This is a genomic window from Pediococcus sp., assembly GCF_003533255.1.
GTDB lineage: Bacteria > Bacillota > Bacilli > Lactobacillales > Lactobacillaceae > Pediococcus > Pediococcus parvulus.
Genome location: NZ_DOEM01000001.1, coordinates 146,442 through 168,242, shown reverse-complemented (window position 1 = coordinate 168,242; position 21,801 = coordinate 146,442). Strand labels below are relative to the sequence as shown.

Below are 21,801 nucleotides of genomic sequence, written 5' to 3'. Positions count from 1 at the left end.
GATTTGCATTTATTTATGATGCTGCTGTTTGCCAGCATTTCGTTTTCGATTCTCGTCATGTTCTTGTGCAATCGTTGTTGTTTTTGGCTGAGCAAATGTGACTGGTGCTGGTGGAACTACCACTTTTGGTGGGTTCTTCTTCATTTCTGCTTCAACTGAGGCACGAATTCTTGGCCGATATAGATAAATAATTAAGGTCTGAATACATGCAAAGATTCCACCAACAAAGAAGTATAGGCCTAAACCGGCAGGAGCTCTAAATGAGATGAAGAAAATCATTAACGGACTAACAATCATCATCGACATCATCGATTTTTTCTGATCTGCGGGGATTCCTAAAGTTCCTAACCATCCTTGCAATAGATAAACGATAAAGGAAAGGCCAGCAAGAATTAAATTAGGTTTACCAAGGCTGAATCCCATAAATAAGCTTCCTGTACCACTGGCTAATTCTGGTGAATATTGAATTGCGGCATACAGGGCAGCAAAAATTGGAAATTGAATCAGAATTGGTAAGCAGCCCATTCCACCAGTCATACTGATGCCATTGTCGCGATAAAGAGACATCATTTGTTGACTGACAGCTGCCTTTTCTTCGTTTGTAGTGGCTTCTTTTTGACGTTTCTGAATGGCAGTCATTTGTGGTTTCACATAAGCCATTTTTTCCTGTTGGACAGTTGCTTTACGTGACTGTTCAATCATCATTGGAAGGAGAACCATTCGAATGATGAAAGTTACGGCAATAATTGCCCAACCATAACTACCACCAAGCAGGCTAGCAATCCAGTTCATGATGTGTTGCGTTGGAACGGCTAAATAATCGTAGATAATGCCATACGGTTTTCCTGACTTTGTTCGTTGAACGCATCCGGTCAATAGCAACGCTAAACTAGCAATAGCTGTGAGCGTGCCCAGGTGTTTTATTTTCTTCAATTAATACATTCCCTTTCAAATTAAACTGACAATCGCTACTATACGTTATAATCGTTGGTTTTTCAATGGTTGTTTAGTATGTAACCCGAAAATCAGTGAAATTTTGAAGCGTTTGTTCCGTAATGGTGGTTTTTTCAACATGGCCACTGGGAGATGGAGACATTTTTACTGCATTAATGAATTCATTTAAGTGATCGTTTTCACCTTCAGCCTCAATAAAAACAGAACCATCATTGCGATTAGCTACGGTACCCTTAATATTTAGTTTATCGGCAACCATTTTGGTTAAATAACGAAAGCCGACTCCTTGAACACGACCAAAAACTTGAATTGTAACTGATTTCATAAATCATCTTCCTTTCAAATGTGTTATCTCCATTTTAGCATTTCTCATGCAAAAGAAATAATATGGTATACTAACATTAAATAAGGAGATAAATTATGGAAACAATTTTATCAACACAGAACAATCGAGTTAAAGAATGGGAAAAGTTAAAAACCAAAAAGGGACGTAAAAAGACGGGCTTATATTTAATTGAAGGCCGTCATTTAGTCACCGAGGTTTTACAAAGTGATGCAATTACAGATTATATTGTCAGTACGCAAGAAGAGTTGGATGCCATTAGTTTTGACATTCCCGAAGATAAGTTAGTGATCGTTTCAGACAAAGTTGCGGATCGTTTGAGTGATACTGTGACGACGCAGGGTATTTTTGCCGTTGTCCAAATCCCTAACAAGCAGCGGCAAATTCAAGATCCAATTCCTGATGAAAAGGGATCCTGGCTATTTTTAGATAACATTCAAGACCCAGGTAATATCGGGACAATGGTTCGAACAGCAGATGCAGCCGATTTTGCGGGAGTTGTGTTTGGTAAAGGGACAGCTGATGTATTCAATCCAAAAGTGCAACGTGCTATGCAGGGAAGTCAGTTTCATATTCGGCTAGTACTGGGCAACCTTGATGAATGGACTCAAAGCTTTAAACAGGCGAAAATTCCGGTTTATGGAACAGAACTAAATCCGCAAGCTAAAAACTACCAAACTATTGAAAAAGCGGATGATTTTGCTTTGATCATGGGTAATGAAGGAAATGGGATGTCACCAGAGTTATTGACCCAAACAACTGCTAATTTATACATCCCAATCAAAGGAAAAGCTGAGTCTTTAAACGTGGCTGTTGCGGCTGGAATTTTGATGTTTTCTTTGAAAGATATTTAGTTTTTGTTACATTTTATATTTAGTTAGTGTTTCCTTTGCTTTTTAGCGCAAAAGTAGGTATTATATTGGTAATTCAAAATTAGTTAACTACTAAATTTAATATAAAAAAGGAAGTATTTAATGAAAATAAATGCTTGGGAACAGGATCAGGATTATCTTGAGATCGTTTCAGATTTATTAAACACTAAAGAAGTCCAAAAATTAGACCAGTTTACACAACATCATAATTACACGCGGTTGCAACATTCTATTTCAGTATCCTATCAAAGCTATTTGATTGCCAAAAAATGGCATTTAAATGATCGTGCAGTGGCTAGAGCTGGATTATTACATGATTTGTTTTATTATGACTGGCGTACCACCAAATTTGATTTGGGATCACATGCGTACATTCATCCACGAGTGGCTTTGCGTAATGCTGAAAAATTGACACCATTAACACCAATGGAAAAGGATATTATTCTTAAACATATGTGGGGCGCAACACTTGCGTTTCCCAAGTACAGAGAAAGTATTATTGTCTCGGTAGTTGATGATTATGCGGCCACACAAGAGTATTTAGGACATGTTCACAAGAAAGCCCGGTTTATGTTGAATAAAATGCAACAACGGATTTCTTCTGAGAAATAAAGAGTTATAAGGAGGAAGAGCAATGTCAGAAGCACTAAAGGTTTCCGAGCCAGTCGACAATTTTTCACTATGTCCAAAGTTTAGCCGGACATTTTCCGTCCTCGGTCAAAAATGGAACGGATTAATTATCGAAGTTTTATTAAATGAAGGTTCACAACGATTCAAGGATTTAGCACACAATGTGCCTAAGTGTAGTGATCGTGTATTGGTAGAACGACTAAAAAATTTGGAGACTGAGGGAATTGTGAATCGATTAACTCATCCAAATTCATCTTTGATTGAATATCAGCTCACTCAAAAGGGGGAAGCCTTGCGTCCAGTTATGAATGCGGTTCATGAATTTGCAGATTGTTGGTACGCAACTGAAAAGTAAAAAGTTGTTGACTATCATGCAATTTTAATCTAATATTTAAGTCGGAAAAACTATGAGGAAGAATAGTAGCTAGTGATGTTTGAAAGGAAGTATCTGCCTTAGACTGAAAGCAGATATCCAAACTAAGGCTGGTGAATTCACTTCGGAGTTATTTATTTGAAAGAATGAATCGGTAAGTCGCCGTTATTGATGCCAAGTGTGCTAACCTATTTTGTTAGTAAACCAGGGTGGTAACGCGATAACTCGTCCCTTTTTGGAGGCGAGTTTTTTTGTGCATTTTTTTAAAAAATTAGGAGGTCAGGTTATGGGATTACATGAACAGTTAGAAGAATTAAAAAAGAAATCTTTACATGAGATTTCACGTACAGATGGTCTTAAAGGCTTAGATGCCATTCGAGTCAATGTATTGGGTAAAAAGGGTCCTTTGACTGAAATTTTACGGGGGATGCGTGACATTCCCAAGACTGAACGTCCTAAAGTTGGTGAACTGTCTAACCGAGTGAGGGATAATATTACAGCAGCTATTGAAGAAAAACGGGCTGAACTGGAAAAAGCAGTAATTGCTAAAAAATTAGAAAATGAAAAAATCGATGTCACATTACCTGGAAAACCCGTTTTGCAAGGGCAACCACATGTGATTCAACAAATTATTGATAATATTGAAGACTTGTTCTTAGGGATGGGTTATCAAGTGGTTCAGGGTCCAGAGGTTGAAACTGATAAATATAACTTCGAAATGTTGAATTTGCCTAAGGATCATCCCGCTCGTGACATGCAGGATACTTTTTACATAACTGACGAAATTTTGATGCGTAGTCAAACTTCGCCAGTCCAGGCACGGACGATGGAAAAACATGATTTTTCTAAAGGCCCATTAAAAATGATTTCACCAGGTGTTGTTTATCGTCGTGATACTGATGACGCCACCCATTCCCACCAATTCCATCAAGTTGAGGGACTTGTGATCGATAAACACATTACAATGGGCGATTTAAAGGGAACTTTGGAAACTCTGGCAAAAGAACTTTTTGGTGACCGTTTTGAAGTCCGCTTACGTCCTAGTTATTTTCCATTTACGGAACCTTCTGTAGAAGCTGACGTAACTTGTTTTAATTGTATGGGTAAGGGCTGTTCAGTATGTAAGCAAACTGGTTGGATTGAAGTGTTAGGAGCCGGAATGGTTCATCCAAATGTGTTAAGAATGGCTGGTGTTGATCCTGAGGTGTACGGTGGTTATGCATTTGGCCTTGGTCCCGATCGGTTTGCGATGTTACGTTATGGTGTTGATGATATTCGGAACTTCTATCAAAATGATGTCCGTTTCTTATCACAGTTTTCAAAGAAAGGATAACAATAAAAATGAAAGTTTCTTATAACTGGTTAAAAGAATATTTTGATCTCGATGTTGATCCGAAAGTATTGGCGGAAAAGATTGAACGGACTGCAGTTGAAGTGGATGAAGTTACACGTGCTGCTGACGGCCTTAAAAAAATTATTGTGGGTTATACACTTGACGTACAGCCGCATCCAGATTCTGACCATTTGAATATTTGTCAGGTAGATGTTGGGGAAGATGAGCCCATTCAAATCGTTTGTGGTGCTCCAAATGTTGCAAAAGGTCAATATGTCATTGTGGCTATGCATGGGGCTCGAATCAAGGATAATGTCAAAATTAAACGTAGCAAAATGCGTGGACAACAATCAAATGGAATGATTTGTGCACTACAAGAAATTGGCTTTGAGGAAAAAGTCGTGCCTAAGGACTATGTCAATGGTATTTATGTTTTTCCTGAGGATAGCCATGTTAAACCTGGGGAACCAGTTTATGAATATCTGGGCATGGATGACAATGTGATTGACACTTCAGTTACACCTAATCGTGGTGACTTATTTAGCATGGATGGCAACGCCTATGAAATCGGGGCGATTTATAACAAAAAGCCGGTTATTCATCATCGTAAACTTGAAACTATCGACGAAACAACGGACATTAAAGATTTGTTGGACATTAAAATTGATGCACCAGATGATGTTCAGGCCTATCAAATGGGAATCGTTAAAAATGTAAAGATTATGCCAAGTCCATTTTGGCTTCAAGTGCGTTTAATGACAGCTGGAATTCGTCCGATTAATAACGTGGTTGATGTTACCAACTATGTTATGTTGAAATATGGGCAACCCTTACATGCATTTGATTATGATAAATTAAATACTAAAGAAATCCGTGTTGGCTATTCAGCGCAAGGAACAAAGTTTGTCACTTTAGATGGTGAGAAGCGAGAACTGCGTAGCCAAGATTTAATGATTAAAGATGGAGATAAAAACATTGCAATGGCCGGTGTTATGGGTGGCTTAGCAACGGAAATTACTGATGAAACAAAGACCATTGTCATTGAATCAGCAATTTTTGATTCCATTAAAATTCGTAAAACTGCACGTCATCATGTGCTCCACAGTGAAGCTTCAATGCGATTTGAACGGGGTATTAATCCTGCGACTGTTACAGATGCGTTGAATGAAGCACTTCAGTTAACTGCTCAATTTGGAGAAGGAAAAGCGGTTAAAAATCATCTTTCACCAGTTGATCCTAATCCCCAAAGTGTGGAAGTTACGCTTGATTTGACGCGAATTAATCATGTTTTGGGAACCGCACTTAATGTTGATGAAGTGACAAATATTCTTCACCGATTACAGTTTAATGTTCAGGTTTCTGATGAAGTCTTCAAGGTGACCGTTCCGGCTCGACGGTGGGATATTCATATTCCGGCTGACATTTTGGAAGAAATTGCGCGAATTTATGGTTATGACAACTTACCCTCAACGTTACCAACTGGTCCAACCACAATTGGGCGGTTAACAACTAGTCAGCAGGCTATTCGTAGGATCCGTGAGCTTTTGCAAGGTAGCGGCTTAAATCAAGCCATGAGCTACGGTTTAACAACTGTTCAGAAAGCAAAAATGTTCATGATGCAGGAAAGTGAAGAAACGAAGCTTGATTTTCCAATGAGTCAGGATCATGCTGTTTTACGAATGAATTTAATCAGTGGTTTGTTGGATGATGTGGCTTATAACGTTGCTCGTAAGGTAGCTAACGTTGCCTTATATGAACAAGGACGTGTCTTTTATCGTACAGCTGGCGTGGATCGCCCTAGCGAAGTTGAACATTTGGCGGGTGCAATTACCGGTTCCATGATTTCTAAGAGTTGGTATGGAAAAGAAGTTCCCGTTGATTTTTATCAGTTAAAGGGGATTGTGTCGTTACTTTTACATGACATGAACTTTGAAAAATCTGTAAGTTATGTTGCTAATCAGGATCGTCCAGAAATGCATCCAGGAAGAACGGCTGATATTTATTTAGGAGATCAGGTTATTGGTTTTATTGGTCAAGTTCATCCACAATTGGAAAAAGAATTTAAGATTCCTGAAACCTATGTCTTTGAACTTAATTTACAGGCAATCTTGGATGCACCAAAGAAGATCCAACATTATGAGCCAATTTCTAAATATCCAGCAATTACTCGGGACGTTGCCTTAGTAATTGATAAAGAGGTTTCAAATACAGAAATTGAAGCTACCTTAAGAGAAAAATCCAATCACCATTTAGAACAGATTCAACTATTTGATGTTTATTCAGGAAAACACATTCCAGAAAACAAAAAATCTGTTGCTTATACTTTAACGTATCGAGATAAACATAACACCTTAACGGAAGATGAGGTTAATAAAGAATTTGAACAAGCAATTGCGGCATTAAAAGCAGCATTTGAGATTGAAATTCGATAGTCTCTTTGAAAGTTATAGAACTTGATAGCTGATTAAAAAAATCGGCAGAGTAAACTCATTTTTAGTATAATTACAGATAATGTTTTAGGAACGGAGGAAAAAATCTTGAATAATCAAGATCAAAATGGGCAAGACAAAACGACTAGACAAAGAAAACAAACACAAGGGCACTCAATTATTAGGTGGGTCACTATTGTATTAGCCGTTGTCATCGTAGCAACTGGATTTATTGTTTATCATTATTTTTCGGGCGCTCTGGAGCCATTAAATCCAGATAGTAAGCAACAAATTCAGATTAACGTACCAGAAGGATCTTCGACACGTCAAATTGGTTCAATCTTACAAGAAAAAAAAGTCGTTAAAAGTGGTGCAGTGTTTAGTTACTATGTTAAATCTCATAACATAACTAATTTTAAAGCTGGCTATTACGTCTTAAAACCATCGATGACTTTAAATAAAATTGCCAAAAAATTACAAAAAGGCGGCAGTGCGACACCAGTTTTACTTGGTAAATATGTCTTGATTAAAGAGGGAGAAACAATTGATGAAGTTGGTAGTACGATTGAAAAATCGTCTAATTTTACGCAAAAGCAATTTATTGCGTTAATGAATGACAAAGACTTTATCAATAGTCTATATAAGAAGTATCCCGATTTGTTAGGATCAGCTATGAAGGCTTCTAACGTGCGTTACCGACTTGAAGGATATCTTTACCCAGCTACTTATTCTTTGGGAAAGAAGACTACCTTGAAGTCCGTTGTCACCCAAATGGTGGCTAAGGAAAACGATGTATTAAAGCCCTACTATGCAAAAATTAAAAAGCAAAAAATGACAGTGCAAGAAGTTCTTTCTTTGGCTGCCTTAGTTGAACGTGAAGGAAATACAACTTCTGATCGACAAAAGATTGCTGGTGTTTTTTTGAATCGTCTAGCGATTAAGATGCCATTACAATCTGATGTTTCTGTTTATTATGCGGTTAAGAAAAGCTTTGGTTCTGATTTAACAACAACTGATTTAAAAGATAAGTCACTTTACAATTTGCGGCTTCATAAGGGTTATGGTCCAGGACCAGTTAATAATCCTAGTGAAAAATCGGTTTTAGCCGTTTTGCACCCTAAGGACCGCAGTAAGGATTATTTATATTTTGTTGCTAATTTAAAAACCAGAAAAATTTACTTTTCAAAAACGTACGATGAACATTTGGCAAATGCAGCCAGTCAGGATCCAAGTAATAAATAACGGATGAGGAGTAATTCATGAATACAAATGAAAAACGACCCATTTTAATTGGTGTGACTGGCGGATCTGGTAGTGGGAAAACTACTGTCAGTCGAAAAATCTATCAAAATCTATCTGGTCATTCAATTATGACGCTCCAACAAGATTCTTACTATAAGGATCAAGCCGACATGTCCATGGAGGAACGGACGGCTGTAAATTATGATCACCCGTTGGCGTTTGATACTGATTTATTAATTAAGCAATTAAAACAGTTGTTGAACTACGAAGCAATTGAAAAACCGGTCTATGATTACACAAAATTAACACGGAGTACCAAAACGGTGCATCAAGAGCCTCGCGATGTGATTATTTTAGAAGGAATTCTTATCCTTGATGATCAAAGACTCCGTGATTTGATGGATATTAAAGTTTATGTAGATACGGATGATGATATTCGTATTATCCGCCGTATTGAACGGGATATCAAAGAACGGGAACGGACGTTAGATTCAGTGATTACCCAATATTTAGCAACCGTTAAGCCTATGTTTCATCAGTTTGTGGAACCAACCAAGCGCTATGCTGATATTATTGTCCCAGAAGGTGGTCAAAACACAGTGGCAATTGATTTGTTGACGACGAAAATTAAAGATATTCTTTCTCAAGATGGCAGAGATGGCATTTTTCGTGAGTAAGTCTATTTACAAGCCGTTTACTTCATGGTACGCTGTAAATCGTTATATTTTCATCATAAATAAGAGGTGTCTAAAAAGTGGCAAATGAAAAAACATATCCGATGACTGAAGCGGGAAGAAAAAAATTAGAAGATGAGTTGAATGAAAAAAAGACAAAAACTCGTCCAGAGGTAATTGAACGAATTAAGATTGCCCGTGGTTTTGGTGATTTGTCAGAAAATTCAGAATATGAATCTGCTAAAGATGAACAAAGTATGGTTGAAAGTCGAATCAGTACGATTGAACATATGCTTCAAAATGCAGAAATTATTGATAATAATGCAGTTGCTAAAGATGTTGTGTCTTTAGGAAAAACTGTCGAATTCAAAGAATTACCTGATGAAGAACCAGAAGCTTATACAATTGTGGGGGCTGCTGAGGCTGATCCAATGTCTGGCAAGATTTCCAATGACTCACCAATTGCTAAGGCCTTGTTAGATCACAAAGTGGGCGACCAAGTTGTGATTGCAACTCCAGGTGGCGATATGAACGTCGAAATTTTGAGTGTCAAAGCTGAATAAGCAAAAGTGAGAGGAAAAGGCGGGTAGTTCTGAACTTAGCCAAGATTTGTGAATGGTCCGTACTTTGGATTATTTGTTAACCGTGGCTAAGTGGAAAAATTCGCCTTTTTTCATATTTTAGAAATAATATTAGAAATAATATTAGAAATAATAAATAAAGAGACCTAACAAAAACTGCTTTTGTCAGGTCTCTTTTTATTTTGGTCACAAATTTTTAGCAAAAAAGAAACTTACCAAAGCCTTTAATCACTTTTGATAAGTTCTTTTATAGAATTTCAACCTATTCTTTTGTTTGCCTAAGTCGCCGCTTATTTAACCAGAGATAACAAAGGACAATGAGCAACGCTACTAAAGTCACAATGAGACCGGTAAAGAGATAAGGTGGCCAGTAAGTAAGTACAATTTTATGCGTACCGGGGGTCAATTGAATACCACAGAATGTCTTAGCAATTTTGATAACCTTAGCTGATTTACCATCCACCGTTGCATGCCAGCCTTTTCCATAAGGAACGGTTGTCATTAAGAAATCATTTTTCTTAGTCACCGTAATTTTTCCCTTAATTTGGTGGCTGTTGTGTTGTGTAACCTTTAATGGGGATGTGCTCAACGTTTTTTGAATCTTGGTAAATTTCGTTTGATTTAAGTGATATAAAGTGAAATTTTCAAGCCATAAACTCATTTTTTTGAGTTGAATTTTCAAAGTCACGGTTTTCCCTTTACTATGATTTGCAAAGTTGACCACTACTGTATTCCGATAAGGCGAATACTGAGTGAGTGACTTTCCATTGATTGTAAAGGTTGCATTATCCGGATTTAAATCCTGACCAAACGTAAGATAATACGCACCGTTTGTTTTTGGGGTAAACTTAAAAGTTACAATTCCGGGTTTTGATAAACTGTTTTTCTTCAAAACACTACCAGTCAACTTAGTCGTTTGATTAATATTCTGGAAAATAACTTCATTAAAGTTTTCTGAAGTGAAAAGTTTAGAACTTGTGTGGCCAGCTAGTGTACTGTAAAGTTGTGACTGATACTGAATGGTATCTAACTTGCTTCCATCAAAGTTTTTCACCAAACTTGAGGCACCAAAGCCAACAGACAAGGCGTATGGGTTTTTATACGTTTGGGTCAAACTGTCTTGGCCAACTAATTTATAGGCAGATAAATCTGGTCGATAAGTTAGTGCCGGTAAAGTTGGATCAGTTGTTGAAGCTGCTGATGAACCGGGGAGAGTCGATTCAATATTTTTAGACCAGTATTTCATTCCTAGCAAGCTGTCCGTAATCAAAGTTCCGTTGGAGTACGTGACAAAACCATCTCCATCTGGTTGACCAATTTTTTGCATAAAGTTTGGAATTTGAGTTTCAAAGGTTGAACTAAAGTGAGAACCACCATTATATGCGGCCTGCATCGAATCGTCTTTAGTTCGCATATAGGTTGTCCCGATCCGATAGAAGCCTGAGTCTTTGTTTTGAATTTTGCTGGTTGTTTTATCAATTTCTGTTGTATAGTTACCAAATTCAGATTGAGAAACATATGATAAGTTATTTAATGATAAACAAGCGTTAACGAAGACATCTAGCACAATTAAAACGGTGATTAACCAGCCAGACTTAGGCCTTTGTCGAAGAAGCACAAAGGCCAGTAACCCTAGTGCAACGAATAAGCAGCCAATTAAGAAATTATTTTGATCGACATATTTTTTGAAACTAGATAAATTCAAGTAGAGGTAAACTAAACCGCTTAAGAAGATAAGGCCTGTGATGATTAGGCTACGATCACTAAATGTTGGTTTCGAGAATAAGTATCTGGCTGCTAAAAAGATAATCCAGAAACAAACAAGAAAACTAAAACGGTATGGATACCACCATGGAAATTGCATGGCATGCCAAAACAGATCTAAAGGCTGAAAACAAAGCGAAAAAAGCAGGAATAACGTAATGATTTCCGAAGTAATTCGTTCCCGTAGTTTTAAGTTGTGATTTGTAAAATAGAGCGCGAAACCAATTAAACAAAAGGCGCCTACAAAAATGTTTGGTAAACCACTTGGCATCTGTTCAAAATTGAAGGTTCCGGGTAATAATTTACTGAGCATTTTAAATGGGAAGTACTCAAATTTAAACTTCACACTTGTTTCAGTGTACTGGACCTTGCTTTGTGTCAAGATGTAAAAGGTAGGCATCAATATCCAAGAAGCGAAACCACCCGAGAGGAGGGCGCCACCTACAAATCGTTTCAAATCTGTGAAGGTCGTTTTAAATGAGGTATAATGTTGTGCGCTAGCAAAGGCAAAATATAAGACACTAAAAATACATATCATGTATGCCATATAGTAGTTAATGATTAACATTAGCGATAACCACAAAACAAACCAACGAATTTTACCCGTTTTAAAAATTTGTTCAATTCCTAAAATAATTAGAGGTAAAAGGATGGGGGCGTCCAGCCAAATCAAGTTTAGTTGATTGGCAATGCTGAATCCCATTAAGGCATAGGCAGTTGACAATCCGGGCACAAGCCAAGAAACTTTTGGATACATTCTTTGAAGCAAAATTGCAAAAGTAAGACCGGCAAATGCGTATTTTAAGATGGTAATGATAAAAATTCCAGTTGTGATGGTTTTCCCTGGGAAAAATAGCAAGATGAGGTTAAATGGGCTCATTAAATAATAGGCCCACGTTCCCGTCATGTCTCCACCAATTGCTTTTGAAAAAGAATAGAAAAAAGCAGTTGGGTCATGGAGAATCGTGTGACGGAAATAGGCAAAGAGGTCAACATATTGCTGACCTAGGTCAACAGTTAATAAACTGCTTGAGCCAAATGGCGCCATTTTCCGATAAATAAAATAAACAGCCATCAAAATTAGCGGAATTAAAAAACTAACTAGAAGTTGCTGTTTATGTGAGTTAACAAGGTGTTTGGTGTGTTTGAGACTAGTTCTTTGCATCATATTCCTCTTTTCGCAATTACTTTTCTTAGCATACCACATTGACTAAGATAATCTAAAAATGTGAACAAGTTATAGAAGCAGTTTGATTTTTTTGTTAGAATGATGAAGTAGCGTGAAGGAGCTTAAGATTTTGAAATCAAATAAAGAATCATCTAAAATTCGTAAAACGAAATCAGAACTACCATTTCGGCTCAATCTCATTTTTATTATTGTTGTCATTCTGCTAGTCACCTTAATTGGGCGACTTGCCTATTTGCAGATCTTTAATGGATCCAAATATGTGGCGGATGTTGATCGAACTGATACTACAGTCGAAACTAGCAATGTGCAACGAGGTGAAATTTATGACTCAACCGGAAAAGTTCTGGTGGGAAATAAATCGCACCAAGCTATTCAATATACCAAGGGGGTTAATGTTTTATCCTCAACATTGAGAAAGACAGCTAATCGATTAGGCCGGTATATGAAGGTCTCAACCTCGACACTTTCCGCTCAAGATGAAGCGGATTACTATTTGGCCAAAACTTCTAATTTAAAAAAAGTAGAAAATAGTATAAAGAATCACAGTGATTATGGAAGCAAAGCCCTTTATAATTTAGCGGTTGAGAAGGTTAAAAAGACTGTCAATTTAACAAAAACAGAACAAAACGCGGCCAAAATTTTTAGTCTCATGAATGGTGCCTATGAATTATCAACGGTTTATCTGAAAGAATCCGGTGTTTCTACTAAGGAAGTTGCAGAAATTGGTGAACATTTATCAGAACTACCTGGGGTTAAAGTGGGAACCAGCTGGTCTCGTGATTATCCACAAGGAAGTTCGATTAAGAGTATTGCCGGAACGGTTTCGAGTGCTAAGGTTGGTTTGCCAAGTGACGAGGTGAACATTCTCTTGGCGCAGGGCTATTCGCGTAACGATAGTGTCGGCCAGAGCTATTTGGAAAAAGAATATGATTCTATTCTGAAAGGAACCAAATCGCAAACACGAGTCGAAGTTAGCGGAAACAGCACGATTAAAAAAGAAGTTAAACAATATGCTGGTAAAAAGGGTGATAATCTTGTTCTTTCTATCAATGCTGCTTTTCAGCAAAAGATTCAACAGTATGTTCGCTCAGCCACATCAAGTGCTGGTGGAGAGTCAACTGGCGCATACGCGGTTGTCATGAATCCAAATACTGGAGCGGTTATTGCTTTAGCTGGTGCTGATCGTAATACAAGTACAGGAAAGCTGACAAATAATGCGCTGGGAACGATCAATGAGCCAATCGTCATGGGGTCCGTTGTCAAGGGTGCTATGGTGTCTGGCGCCTTGATGGACGGTGTAATTACACCAACGAATAGCACTTTAACTGATCAGCCAATTAAACTTGCTGGTACGAGTGCAAAGGCATCGTGGTTTAATAAAACAGGGAGCGCCAACATGAAGGTAACGGCTTCAACAGCGCTAGAAGTATCTTCTAACTCGTACATGATGCAGTTGGCAATGAAAGAAGCTGGCTTTAATTATTCTTCAGGAACAAGTTTATTAGGGATGAAATCAAGTATTTTTACAAAAATGCGGGGTTATTTTGAACAATTTGGTTTAGGTACTTACACAGGAATTGATATTCCAGGGGAATCATCTGGATATCAAGGACCAAGTGGTGAAAGCAATATAGGTAAAGCGCTAGATTTATCTTTTGGAAACTACGATGCTTATACCACAATTCAAGTTGCACAATATATGTCTACCATTGCAAATGGCGGATATCGTTTGGCGCCGCATGTTGTTTCTCAAGTTAGAGGCACAAATTCTAAAGGTGGTTTGGGAACAGTTGAGGAAACGATTGAACCAAAGACGTTAAATTACATTGATGATACAGCTGCTGAAAAGAAAGTTGTTACTGATGGCTTATATAAAGTTGTCCACGGAACAAATACCTATAAAACTGGTGGTTCGCTGGCAAGTATTAGTCCTGAGATTTCTGCAAAGACAGGTACAGCCGAAACAACTACAAATGGTAAAACGACCGTCACACTAAGTTTGGCTTCTTATGCACCATCAAAAAATCCAAAAGTAGTTGTGGCAATTGCAATGCCAGGTTTAGGAGAAAGTGCTGAGAGCAATAATATTGCCCTTGCTAAGAAGGTCTATGCAGCCTATTGGAAGATGGTTGAAAGTACTTCAACAACAAAGAGTAGTTCCAAATAAATTAGATTTTGACAATTGGTTATAAGTCAATAGGCTGTTTGATTAAGCGGTTTTGGGGGAATCTTTGAAACATGCTTGCGTCATTAAGTATTATTGTGGTATCATATCTTAAGTTGAGGGCGCAACGCCCATCAGAATTTATAGTTGGGAGGTTGGAGCCATGCGCGTACACATTACATTAGAATGTACAGAATGTCATAACAGACAATATCTATCAAGCAAGAATAAGCGTAACAATCCGGATCGTTTGGAGTTAAATAAGTATTGCCCACGTGAAAGAAAGGTTACATTACACCGCGAAACCAAATAAGATTGGACAAAATGATCGAATTTTGTTCCGATCTTTTTTATTAGTTTTAAAAAACGTGAATTGAGGAATGCCGATGCAACCAGAAAAAAAGAAGCAACGTACAGTTCAATTGGGTCGACTGCAAAGTCTGGATAAAGCAAAAAAAAAGCAGGAATCCGCTAGGTTATATAACCAACTTTTCAGCAGTTCAGAATGGGAGAATTCTTCTGTGATTGCTACAACCATGAGTGGGGGTATCGAAGTGGATACAACACCAGTTATTAAGCAGGCAACTTTGGAAAGCAAAACCATTGTGATTCCGAAAACGTTGCCAAATTGGCAAATGGAATTTCAAATTCTGGATTTCCAAACACAATTGGTTAAGAGTAAATTCGATGTTTTAGAACCCGAAAATGGGATTACTGTTTCAAAGGACAGCATTGACTTAATTCTCGTTCCTGGGTTAGGATTTGCGGACGCAGGAAACTTTCGTCTGGGTTTCGGTGGTGGCTATTACGACCGTTTTTTGGACGACTATTCTGGTAAAACAATCAGTTTAGTGCTGAGTGTCCAACATTTTGAGCAACCAGGATGGCCAGTCGAATCACATGATATTCCTATTCAAACCTTGATTAAAAGTGAGGTAAACTAATGCAACAAACTTTAAAAAGGTGGGACCGACAGCCATATATGACAATTGGTTTAGTTATAATCAATTTTATTGTATTTGGGTTAATGACGATCAATGGTGGTTCCGAAAACACCCAAACGTTACTCCAATACGGTGCTGTTTTTAAACCTTTAATTGTGGAAAATGGTGAGTGGTGGCGGCTAATCGCCGGAATGTTTATTCATATTGGTCTCACTCATATTGTTATGAATATGGTGACTTTATATTTTGTTGGTATGCAAATTGAAAATTTGTTTGGTCATTTTAAATTCTTACTGATCTATTTTATTGCTGGAATATTTGGTAATTTGGTAAGTTTGGTTTTTGGAAATCCACTTTCATTGTCGGCCGGCGCAAGTGGGGCAATTTTTGGTCTATTTGGCGTTTGGCTAATGTTAGGAGAGTCTTTCCATGCTAATCCGTACATCCATGTTATGGCCCGTCAGCTTGGCTTATTCGTTGTTTTGGCTCTGGCTTCGAGCTTGTTGGAGTCTGGAATTGATATCTATGCTCATATTGGCGGTATATTAGCTGGATTCTTGAGTGGTTATCTTGTGGGGGTTCCTAAAATTGGTAAGGTTGAGATTCCAAAACGAATTGTGGCAACAGTTGCACTAGTTGTTTTGTTTGCGGTTACTTTTGGAAAGCTAATTTACCAGTAGTCTTCTTAAAATAACGTTTACAAATCTAATTTTATCTGTATAATTAATTGGGATGATGTCTATGAAAACACTTTATGATGTGCAACAGTTACTCAAAAAGTTTGGAATTTATGTCTATGTGGGTAAACGCATATGGGACATTGAATTAATGAGTATTGAACTGAAACATTTACACGATGCCGATGTGGTGGAGAATCAAACCTACGTTAAAGCGGTTATGATTCTGCGACGTGAACATCATTTAGAAGAGGTTCGTGCAAAAGAGCCAAACAAATTATATTAATATTGGAGGAAACAAACAATGGATCGCAAGTTGATTGGGGTTGACCTTGGTGGGACAACCATTAAGTTTGCTATTTTAACAGACGCTGGAGAGGTTCAACAAAAGTGGAGTGTGGAAACTAACATTTTAGATGAAGGTAGCCATATTGTGCCAGATATTGTGGAATCAATTAATCACCATATTGATCTTTACAATATGAATAAAGATCAATTTATTGGAATCGGTATGGGAACACCAGGAACAGTTGACCGTGAAAATGGAACAGTTGTTGGAGCTTATAACCTAAACTGGAAAACAACTCAACATGTAAAAGCCGATATTGAAGCTGGTACGGGCATTAAATTTACAATGGACAATGATGCCAATGTTGCTGGCCTTGGTGAACGCTGGAAGGGTGCTGGTGAGAACGGTACTAATGTTTCCTTTGTAACTTTAGGAACTGGAATTGGCGGTGGCTTAATTGCCGATGGTCAGTTACTCCACGGGATTGCTGGAGCAGCTGGCGAAATTGGTCATGTGACTGTTGAACCTAATGGGTACTTGTGTACTTGTGGCAAACGAGGATGTTTGGAACAATATGCATCCGCCACAGGTGTGGTCCATGTAGCTCGTGATATGGCGGAAGAATTCTCTGGTGATTCAGAGTTAAAACGCCAAACTGATGATGGCCAAGATATTACATCTAAGTTAGTATTTGATCTAGCTAAAAGTGGCGATACTTTGGCTGTTCGAGTAGTCGACAAGGTTTGTTACTACTTGGGATTGGCTTTAGGCAACCTTGCTAATACTTTGAATCCTGAGAGCATTGTTATTGGTGGCGGCGTTTCTGCTGCAGGAGATTACTTGTTAAAACAAGTCGATCATTATTTCCAAGAATTTGCATTTACTACAGTTCGTAACTCAACAAGCTTGAAATTAGCTCGTTTAGGCAATGATGCCGGCGTTATCGGTGCGGCTTCATTGGCATTAAGCTTTAACTAAGAATGTTTGAATTAAGCCGGTATTGGGATTTTCCCAAACGGCTTTTTTATTTTTTCTAGACTAGGCAAAGTGCTAATTTATGTGTAAAATGAAATTGGTTGACATAGGAGGAATGTACAGTGGTTTTTGGTGCAAGTTCAAAAGCAAGTTTTATAATTAATACGATTTTGATTATTTTGATTGTGGCTTATTTTGTTTATCAAGGGTATGTAGTCTGGAAACGTGGCCGAGTTGCAAAAGTATTGGACGAGGAAGATTTTCAAGAAGGCATGCACAAAGGACAAGTTATTGATTTACGTGAGAAAAAGGATTTTGATGCCGGTCATATATTGGGTGCTCGTAACATCCCATATTCAACATTAAAAAGTCGTTTTCAAGAAGTTCGACCTGATTTACCAGTTTACATTTATGATCAGGGCCGTAGTTTGAGTTCGAGAGCTGCAATATTTTTAGCAAAGAAAAGCTATAAACAGCTTTTTATCCTTCGGTATGGTTTCCAACGCTGGAATGGCAAAACCAAAAAGAAAGATTAATTAAATCTGAGGTAAAGAGTCATTGAGGTGAATGTGTGTATTGTCATCCTTTAATAATCTTTATCTCTTTTTTTATTAGAAAGAAATCCTAAGTATGTTAATGTTAAGCCAACAAAAAAAGACTGAATCTTCAGTCTTTTAACCTTAAGGGAAGTTAACCGTTATGTGCTGAACGTTGTTTTCGCATGGCACGCTTACGATTTTCGGTTGCACGATTTTCCTGATCCTCAATTGGTTGAACGATAACTTTGTGGAAGGTATAGAGAGCGGCGGCGGCAGCACCGATAACGGAAAAGCCACCAACGATAAAGCCTTTAGTAAAATTTTTCATGTTTGAAACCCCTTTCTATCTTTGGTTACCTTTATTATGACTGCTTTTGATTAAAATATCCAGTAAATTAAGTGAACGGGAATGATTTTATGTTAACAAAAATAATTGCTCATCGTGGAAGTAAAGGAATTCGTCCTGAAAATACGTTGCCAGCATTTGAAAAAGCCATTGAAGAGGGAGCGGACGGGATTGAAACGGACGTCCACATGTCAAAGGATGGTCATTTGATTATCATGCATGATGAAACAGTGGATCGGACAACAAGTGGAACGGGAAGAATTTACGATAAAACACTTATGGAATTAAAGCAACTAGATGCGGGAAGTTATTTTGGTTATGAATACTTGGGTACGCGGATTCCAACCTTAAATGAAGTTGTCCAATTATTAATTAAAAAAAGATTTACGGGTCTTTTTAATTTAGAACTTAAGACCGATAAAATTCAATATCCTGGAATTGAGGAGAAAGTCTCGGCGTACATGAATCAACAAAAAGTTCCCTTTCAAATTGTGTATTCTAGTTTTCATCCACAATCACTTGTGAAAATGCATGCGCTAAATCCGTCTATCGAGTACGCAAGTTTGTTTAAGGTACAGACTAAGTTTGCTCGGAAGTTTTACCGAAGCCGGATTGTCAAAGACTGGCACCCGGATATTCGTTGGGTTCGTGCGCATCGATTCTTCTTGCCACATGTCCAGTTGCGACCGTGGACGGTGAATAGCTCAGAGGATATGCGCTACTGTTTCAAGCGACATTTTGATGGGATTATCACTGATTATCCAGGTCGCGCAGGAATCATTCGTCAAGCAATTCAAGGTGGTTAAATAACATGAATAAAGTATTAGCGATTGTTGGGCCTACTGCGGTTGGCAAAACAAGTTTATCTTTAACACTAGCTAAAAAATTTGATGGTGAAATTATTTCCGGTGATTCCATGCAAGTTTATCAGGAGCTAAATATTGGGACGGCTAAAATTTCCAAGCAGGATCAACAGGGGGTTGCCCATCATTTAATTGATATTTGTAAAATTGATCAGCGCTTTTCAGTTTCAGATTTCAAAAAGCAAGCAGCTGAACAGATTAAACAAATCACTTCTAGAGGACATTTACCAATTATAGTTGGTGGAACTGGCTTTTATTTGCAAGCTCTGTTAGAAGATCTCTCCTTGGGAAATGATACCTATGACTCGAGTGAGAAGACACGAAATAAGTGGCATGAGTATGCGAAGAGCCATTCTCAAAAGGAGTTATGGAGAAAATTAAATGCCATTGACCCCAAGGCTGCGGAAAAAATTCCCGTCACTAACGAAGTAAGAGTGGTTCGGGCACTCGAAGTTTTTGATAAAACTGGTCACTTATTTTCGGAACAAAATGACGATAGTAAAACAATTTATGATGCGTTATTGATTGGTCTCAATACAGATCGGAAGTTGCTGTATAAGCGGATTAATCAGCGTGTAGATTTAATGGTAGCTGATGGCTTGGAAGATGAAGCAAAGTGGTTGTACGGGCAAGGTGGACAGGATCTGCCGGCTGGGAAAGGAATCGGGTATCGAGAATGGTATCCTTATTTTGAAAATCACCTTTCTAAAGAACTTGTGATTGAAAAAGTTAAACAAAATTCTCGCCATTATGCCAAGCGGCAATTAACATGGTTTCGAAATAAAATGGATGTAAATTGGTTTGATATCATTCGGCAACCGGATGAAGAACAGCAAATTATTTTAAAGATTCAAAAATGGGTTAGGAGAAATGAACGATGAAATGGACAGATGGTTTAGACGGTAAATTAGTTGAGTTAGTGCAAGAGGTTGATCAACAGATTGCACCTAAATTGGCGGAAATTGATGAACAAGTACTTTTTAATCAGAAAAAAGTTTTGGATGCTTTTCGAAAAGAAAAGATTTCTGAAGAAGAACTAAATGGTTCAACGGGATATGGCTATGATGATAGCGGACGGGATGCTTTAGATGCGGTTTATGCGGACGTGTTCAAAACAGAAGATGCAATGGTCCGACCACAAATTATTTCTGGAACGCATGCGATCAGTACAGCATTGTGGGGGATGCTTCGACCTGGAGATAAGCTATTATATGTAACTGGCATGCCCTATGATACGGTTCAAGAAGTTATTGGTCTAACGGGTAAGAAAAATTCCGGATCTCTTAAAGACTTTAATATTAAGTTTGATTATGCCGATCTTGATGCGGAGGGGCATTTTTCTGAAACTAATGTTCAAAAGAAATTATCCAGCGATGTTAAGGTTGTAGCCATTCAACGTTCAAGAGGTTATGCAACTCGGGAAAGTTTTACGGTCGCTCAGATTGCAGACATGATTCGATTCATTAAATTGCTCAAACCAGACGTTAAAATTTTTATTGATAATTGTTATGGCGAATTTTCTGAAATTAGTGAACCTACTGAATTTGGTGCCGATGTGATGGCCGGGTCTCTTATTAAGAATGCAGGCGGTGGTCTGGCCAAGACTGGTGGCTACATTGTTGGTAAAAAAGATTTGATTGAACAAATCGGGAATCGTTTAACAACTCCTGGATCAGGGAAAGATGAGGGTGCTACCTTAAATACATTAGAGAGTATGTTTCAAGGATTCTTTCAGGCACCAAATGTAACGGGAGAGGCAATTAAGGGTGCCATATTTGAAAGTGCTATTCTTGAAAAATGTGGGCTAAATGTCAGTCCTAAATGGAATGCACCACGCACAGATTTAATTCAAACCGTTAATTTTGGCAAACCGGATTCAATGGTCAAGTTTGCCGAAACAGTCCAACATTATTCACCAATTAATTCATATGTGGATCCAGTTCCAAGTGAAATGGGAGGTTATGATGACAAGATTATTATGGCTGCCGGTACGTTTGTTCAGGGTGCTAGTGTTGAGTTTTCTGCAGATGGTCCAATTCGTCCACCATACACTTTGTACATCCAAGGCGGTTTGACTTATGCGCATGTGAAAATTGCAATTACAGAAGCTGTTTCAACTTTATTCTTTTAAACAAGCGTCTCATGTCATATCTTGTGACATGAGACGTTGACTTTAATTGGCTGCATTGATAGAATGAACTTGTTTTTGAAAGGAGGGGTGTCATGATGGAAAAACAACTCCAACGATCACGAGCAGTTTTACCGATCGGAACAGTCATGAAGTTGACAACTTTGAGTGCACGGCAGATTCGTTATTATGAAACACAGGGATTAATAAAACCTGCGCGTAATGAAGGTAATCGCCGTCAGTTTTCATTAATTGATATAGATCGCTTACTTGATATTAAAGGCTATCTTGACGAGGGCTTTAATATGACTGAAATTAAGCGTGTTTATGAAAAACAAGCCAAACATCAACAAAAAGAGCGTAAAGCATTAGAAAAACCAGTAACTGATGAAGATGTTCGTCAAGTATTACAACATGAATTTTTATCAATTGCAGGATTAAATCATGGAAGTGAACCAAGTTTTCCATCTGATGACCTTTCCAAAAAATAAG

The 21,801-nt window shown here is 37.9% G+C and carries 23 protein-coding genes and 1 other annotated feature; of the genes, 19 read left to right on the top strand and 4 right to left on the bottom strand.

The genetic code is table 11. The features are described from left to right. Positions 1-9: 9 nt before the first annotated feature. Positions 10-933, bottom strand: a complete 924-nt coding sequence (gene yidC / locus DD627_RS00810) for a membrane protein insertase YidC (protein WP_260274374.1) — start codon at positions 931-933, stop codon at positions 10-12. Between the two features lie 73 nt (positions 934-1,006). Then, positions 1,007-1,279 (bottom strand): acylphosphatase, encoded by a 273-nt coding sequence (locus tag DD627_RS00805; protein WP_057783135.1) that lies wholly within the window; start codon positions 1,277-1,279, stop codon positions 1,007-1,009. A 95-nt stretch (positions 1,280-1,374) separates the two neighbouring features. Here DD627_RS00805 and DD627_RS00800 point away from each other — a divergent pair, with 95 nt between their 5' ends. From DD627_RS00800 to greA, 8 genes are all read left to right on the top strand, one after another. After that, entirely contained in the window at positions 1,375-2,151 is a 777-nt protein-coding gene (locus DD627_RS00800) for a TrmH family RNA methyltransferase (protein ID WP_057783137.1), read from the top strand. A gap of 120 nt (positions 2,152-2,271) precedes the next feature. Further along, entirely contained in the window at positions 2,272-2,781 is a 510-nt protein-coding gene (locus DD627_RS00795; protein WP_057783139.1) for an HD domain-containing protein, read from the top strand. Positions 2,782-2,803: 22 nt separating this feature from the next. Beyond that, positions 2,804-3,154: a winged helix-turn-helix transcriptional regulator gene (locus DD627_RS00790; protein ID WP_068805262.1), complete on the top strand. Its 351-nt coding sequence runs from the start codon at positions 2,804-2,806 to the stop codon at positions 3,152-3,154. A 43-nt stretch (positions 3,155-3,197) separates the two neighbouring features. Beyond that, positions 3,198-3,408, top strand: a binding site (T-box leader). 50 nt (positions 3,409-3,458) lie between these two features. Continuing rightward, positions 3,459-4,505, top strand: coding sequence for a phenylalanine--tRNA ligase subunit alpha (gene pheS, locus DD627_RS00785; protein WP_057783143.1), 1,047 nt, complete (start codon positions 3,459-3,461; stop codon positions 4,503-4,505). An 8-nt stretch (positions 4,506-4,513) separates the two neighbouring features. Beyond that, positions 4,514-6,937: a phenylalanine--tRNA ligase subunit beta gene (gene pheT / locus DD627_RS00780; protein ID WP_260274375.1), complete on the top strand. Its 2,424-nt coding sequence runs from the start codon at positions 4,514-4,516 to the stop codon at positions 6,935-6,937. A gap of 105 nt (positions 6,938-7,042) precedes the next feature. Continuing rightward, entirely contained in the window at positions 7,043-8,176 is a 1,134-nt protein-coding gene (mltG, locus tag DD627_RS00775; protein WP_260274380.1) for an endolytic transglycosylase MltG, read from the top strand. A gap of 17 nt (positions 8,177-8,193) precedes the next feature. After that, entirely contained in the window at positions 8,194-8,853 is a 660-nt protein-coding gene (udk, locus tag DD627_RS00770) for a uridine kinase (RefSeq protein WP_260274381.1), read from the top strand. Positions 8,854-8,930: 77 nt separating this feature from the next. Beyond that, positions 8,931-9,413: a transcription elongation factor GreA gene (gene greA, locus DD627_RS00765; RefSeq protein WP_057783154.1), complete on the top strand. Its 483-nt coding sequence runs from the start codon at positions 8,931-8,933 to the stop codon at positions 9,411-9,413. Positions 9,414-9,693: 280 nt separating this feature from the next. Here greA and DD627_RS00760 read toward each other — a convergent pair whose 3' ends face one another. Then, positions 9,694-12,360 carry a YfhO family protein gene (locus DD627_RS00760; protein WP_260274383.1) on the bottom strand — a complete coding sequence of 889 codons (2,667 nt, stop codon included), beginning with the start codon at positions 12,358-12,360 and terminating at the stop codon, positions 9,694-9,696. Positions 12,361-12,493: 133 nt separating this feature from the next. Here DD627_RS00760 and DD627_RS00755 point away from each other — a divergent pair, with 133 nt between their 5' ends. From DD627_RS00755 to DD627_RS00725, 7 genes are all read left to right on the top strand, one after another. Further along, a complete protein-coding gene (locus tag DD627_RS00755) occupies positions 12,494-14,551 on the top strand; it encodes a peptidoglycan D,D-transpeptidase FtsI family protein (protein ID WP_260267627.1) in 2,058 nt (685 codons plus the stop codon). Positions 14,552-14,711: 160 nt separating this feature from the next. Beyond that, positions 14,712-14,861 (top strand): 50S ribosomal protein L33, encoded by a 150-nt coding sequence (gene rpmG, locus DD627_RS00750; RefSeq protein WP_074693824.1) that lies wholly within the window; start codon positions 14,712-14,714, stop codon positions 14,859-14,861. A 73-nt stretch (positions 14,862-14,934) separates the two neighbouring features. After that, positions 14,935-15,492 carry a 5-formyltetrahydrofolate cyclo-ligase gene (locus tag DD627_RS00745; RefSeq protein WP_057783441.1) on the top strand — a complete coding sequence of 186 codons (558 nt, stop codon included), beginning with the start codon at positions 14,935-14,937 and terminating at the stop codon, positions 15,490-15,492. Beyond that, a complete protein-coding gene (locus DD627_RS00740; RefSeq protein ID WP_057783443.1) occupies positions 15,492-16,172 on the top strand; it encodes a rhomboid family intramembrane serine protease in 681 nt (226 codons plus the stop codon). Before DD627_RS00745 ends, DD627_RS00740 begins: the two co-directional genes overlap by 1 nt. Positions 16,173-16,233: 61 nt before the next feature. Beyond that, positions 16,234-16,455, top strand: coding sequence for a YqgQ family protein (locus tag DD627_RS00735; protein ID WP_057783445.1), 222 nt, complete (start codon positions 16,234-16,236; stop codon positions 16,453-16,455). Between the two features lie 18 nt (positions 16,456-16,473). Beyond that, positions 16,474-17,436, top strand: a complete 963-nt coding sequence (locus DD627_RS00730) for an ROK family glucokinase (protein WP_057783447.1) — start codon at positions 16,474-16,476, stop codon at positions 17,434-17,436. Positions 17,437-17,555: 119 nt separating this feature from the next. After that, complete coding sequence (locus tag DD627_RS00725) at positions 17,556-17,969, top strand: rhodanese-like domain-containing protein (protein ID WP_057783449.1); 414 nt, start codon at positions 17,556-17,558, stop codon at positions 17,967-17,969. 154 nt (positions 17,970-18,123) lie between these two features. Here DD627_RS00725 and DD627_RS00720 read toward each other — a convergent pair whose 3' ends face one another. Further along, entirely contained in the window at positions 18,124-18,300 is a 177-nt protein-coding gene (locus DD627_RS00720; RefSeq protein ID WP_084254320.1) for a DUF3042 family protein, read from the bottom strand. An 89-nt stretch (positions 18,301-18,389) separates the two neighbouring features. On the opposite strand from DD627_RS00720, the gene DD627_RS00715 reads away from it, so the two are divergent. The 4 genes from DD627_RS00715 to DD627_RS00700 all read left to right on the top strand — a co-directional run bounded on the left by DD627_RS00715 (position 18,390) and on the right by DD627_RS00700 (position 21,800). Further along, on the top strand, positions 18,390-19,124 hold the full coding sequence (locus DD627_RS00715; protein ID WP_057783451.1) for a glycerophosphodiester phosphodiesterase: 735 nt from the start codon (positions 18,390-18,392) through the stop codon (positions 19,122-19,124). A 5-nt stretch (positions 19,125-19,129) separates the two neighbouring features. After that, positions 19,130-20,062, top strand: a complete 933-nt coding sequence (miaA, locus tag DD627_RS00710) for a tRNA (adenosine(37)-N6)-dimethylallyltransferase MiaA (RefSeq protein WP_260274386.1) — start codon at positions 19,130-19,132, stop codon at positions 20,060-20,062. After that, on the top strand, positions 20,059-21,312 hold the full coding sequence (locus DD627_RS00705; protein WP_260274388.1) for a methionine gamma-lyase family protein: 1,254 nt from the start codon (positions 20,059-20,061) through the stop codon (positions 21,310-21,312). The genes miaA and DD627_RS00705 overlap by 4 nt, the downstream gene beginning before the upstream one ends. Positions 21,313-21,404: 92 nt before the next feature. After that, on the top strand, positions 21,405-21,800 hold the full coding sequence (locus tag DD627_RS00700; RefSeq protein ID WP_260274389.1) for a MerR family transcriptional regulator: 396 nt from the start codon (positions 21,405-21,407) through the stop codon (positions 21,798-21,800). Position 21,801: the final 1 nt, after the last annotated feature.

Bases quoted from the DNA above. Each gene is read 5' to 3' on its own strand.
- DD627_RS00805 (WP_057783135.1), bottom strand. From the start codon at position 1,279: ATGAAATCAGTTACAATTCAAGTTTTTGGTCGTGTTCAAGGAGTCGGC.
- DD627_RS00800 (WP_057783137.1), top strand. From the start codon at position 1,375: ATGGAAACAATTTTATCAACACAGAACAATCGAGTTAAAGAATGGGAA.
- DD627_RS00795 (WP_057783139.1), top strand. From the start codon at position 2,272: ATGAAAATAAATGCTTGGGAACAGGATCAGGATTATCTTGAGATCGTT.
- DD627_RS00790 (WP_068805262.1), top strand. From the start codon at position 2,804: ATGTCAGAAGCACTAAAGGTTTCCGAGCCAGTCGACAATTTTTCACTA.
- pheS (WP_057783143.1), top strand. From the start codon at position 3,459: ATGGGATTACATGAACAGTTAGAAGAATTAAAAAAGAAATCTTTACAT.
- pheT (WP_260274375.1), top strand. From the start codon at position 4,514: ATGAAAGTTTCTTATAACTGGTTAAAAGAATATTTTGATCTCGATGTT.
- udk (WP_260274381.1), top strand. From the start codon at position 8,194: ATGAATACAAATGAAAAACGACCCATTTTAATTGGTGTGACTGGCGGA.
- DD627_RS00760 (WP_260274383.1), bottom strand. From the start codon at position 12,360: ATGCAAAGAACTAGTCTCAAACACACCAAACACCTTGTTAACTCACAT.
- rpmG (WP_074693824.1), top strand. From the start codon at position 14,712: ATGCGCGTACACATTACATTAGAATGTACAGAATGTCATAACAGACAA.
- DD627_RS00745 (WP_057783441.1), top strand. From the start codon at position 14,935: ATGCAACCAGAAAAAAAGAAGCAACGTACAGTTCAATTGGGTCGACTG.
- DD627_RS00740 (WP_057783443.1), top strand. From the start codon at position 15,492: ATGCAACAAACTTTAAAAAGGTGGGACCGACAGCCATATATGACAATT.
- DD627_RS00735 (WP_057783445.1), top strand. From the start codon at position 16,234: ATGAAAACACTTTATGATGTGCAACAGTTACTCAAAAAGTTTGGAATT.
- DD627_RS00730 (WP_057783447.1), top strand. From the start codon at position 16,474: ATGGATCGCAAGTTGATTGGGGTTGACCTTGGTGGGACAACCATTAAG.
- DD627_RS00720 (WP_084254320.1), bottom strand. From the start codon at position 18,300: ATGAAAAATTTTACTAAAGGCTTTATCGTTGGTGGCTTTTCCGTTATC.
- DD627_RS00715 (WP_057783451.1), top strand. From the start codon at position 18,390: ATGTTAACAAAAATAATTGCTCATCGTGGAAGTAAAGGAATTCGTCCT.
- miaA (WP_260274386.1), top strand. From the start codon at position 19,130: ATGAATAAAGTATTAGCGATTGTTGGGCCTACTGCGGTTGGCAAAACA.
- DD627_RS00705 (WP_260274388.1), top strand. From the start codon at position 20,059: ATGAAATGGACAGATGGTTTAGACGGTAAATTAGTTGAGTTAGTGCAA.
- DD627_RS00700 (WP_260274389.1), top strand. From the start codon at position 21,405: ATGATGGAAAAACAACTCCAACGATCACGAGCAGTTTTACCGATCGGA.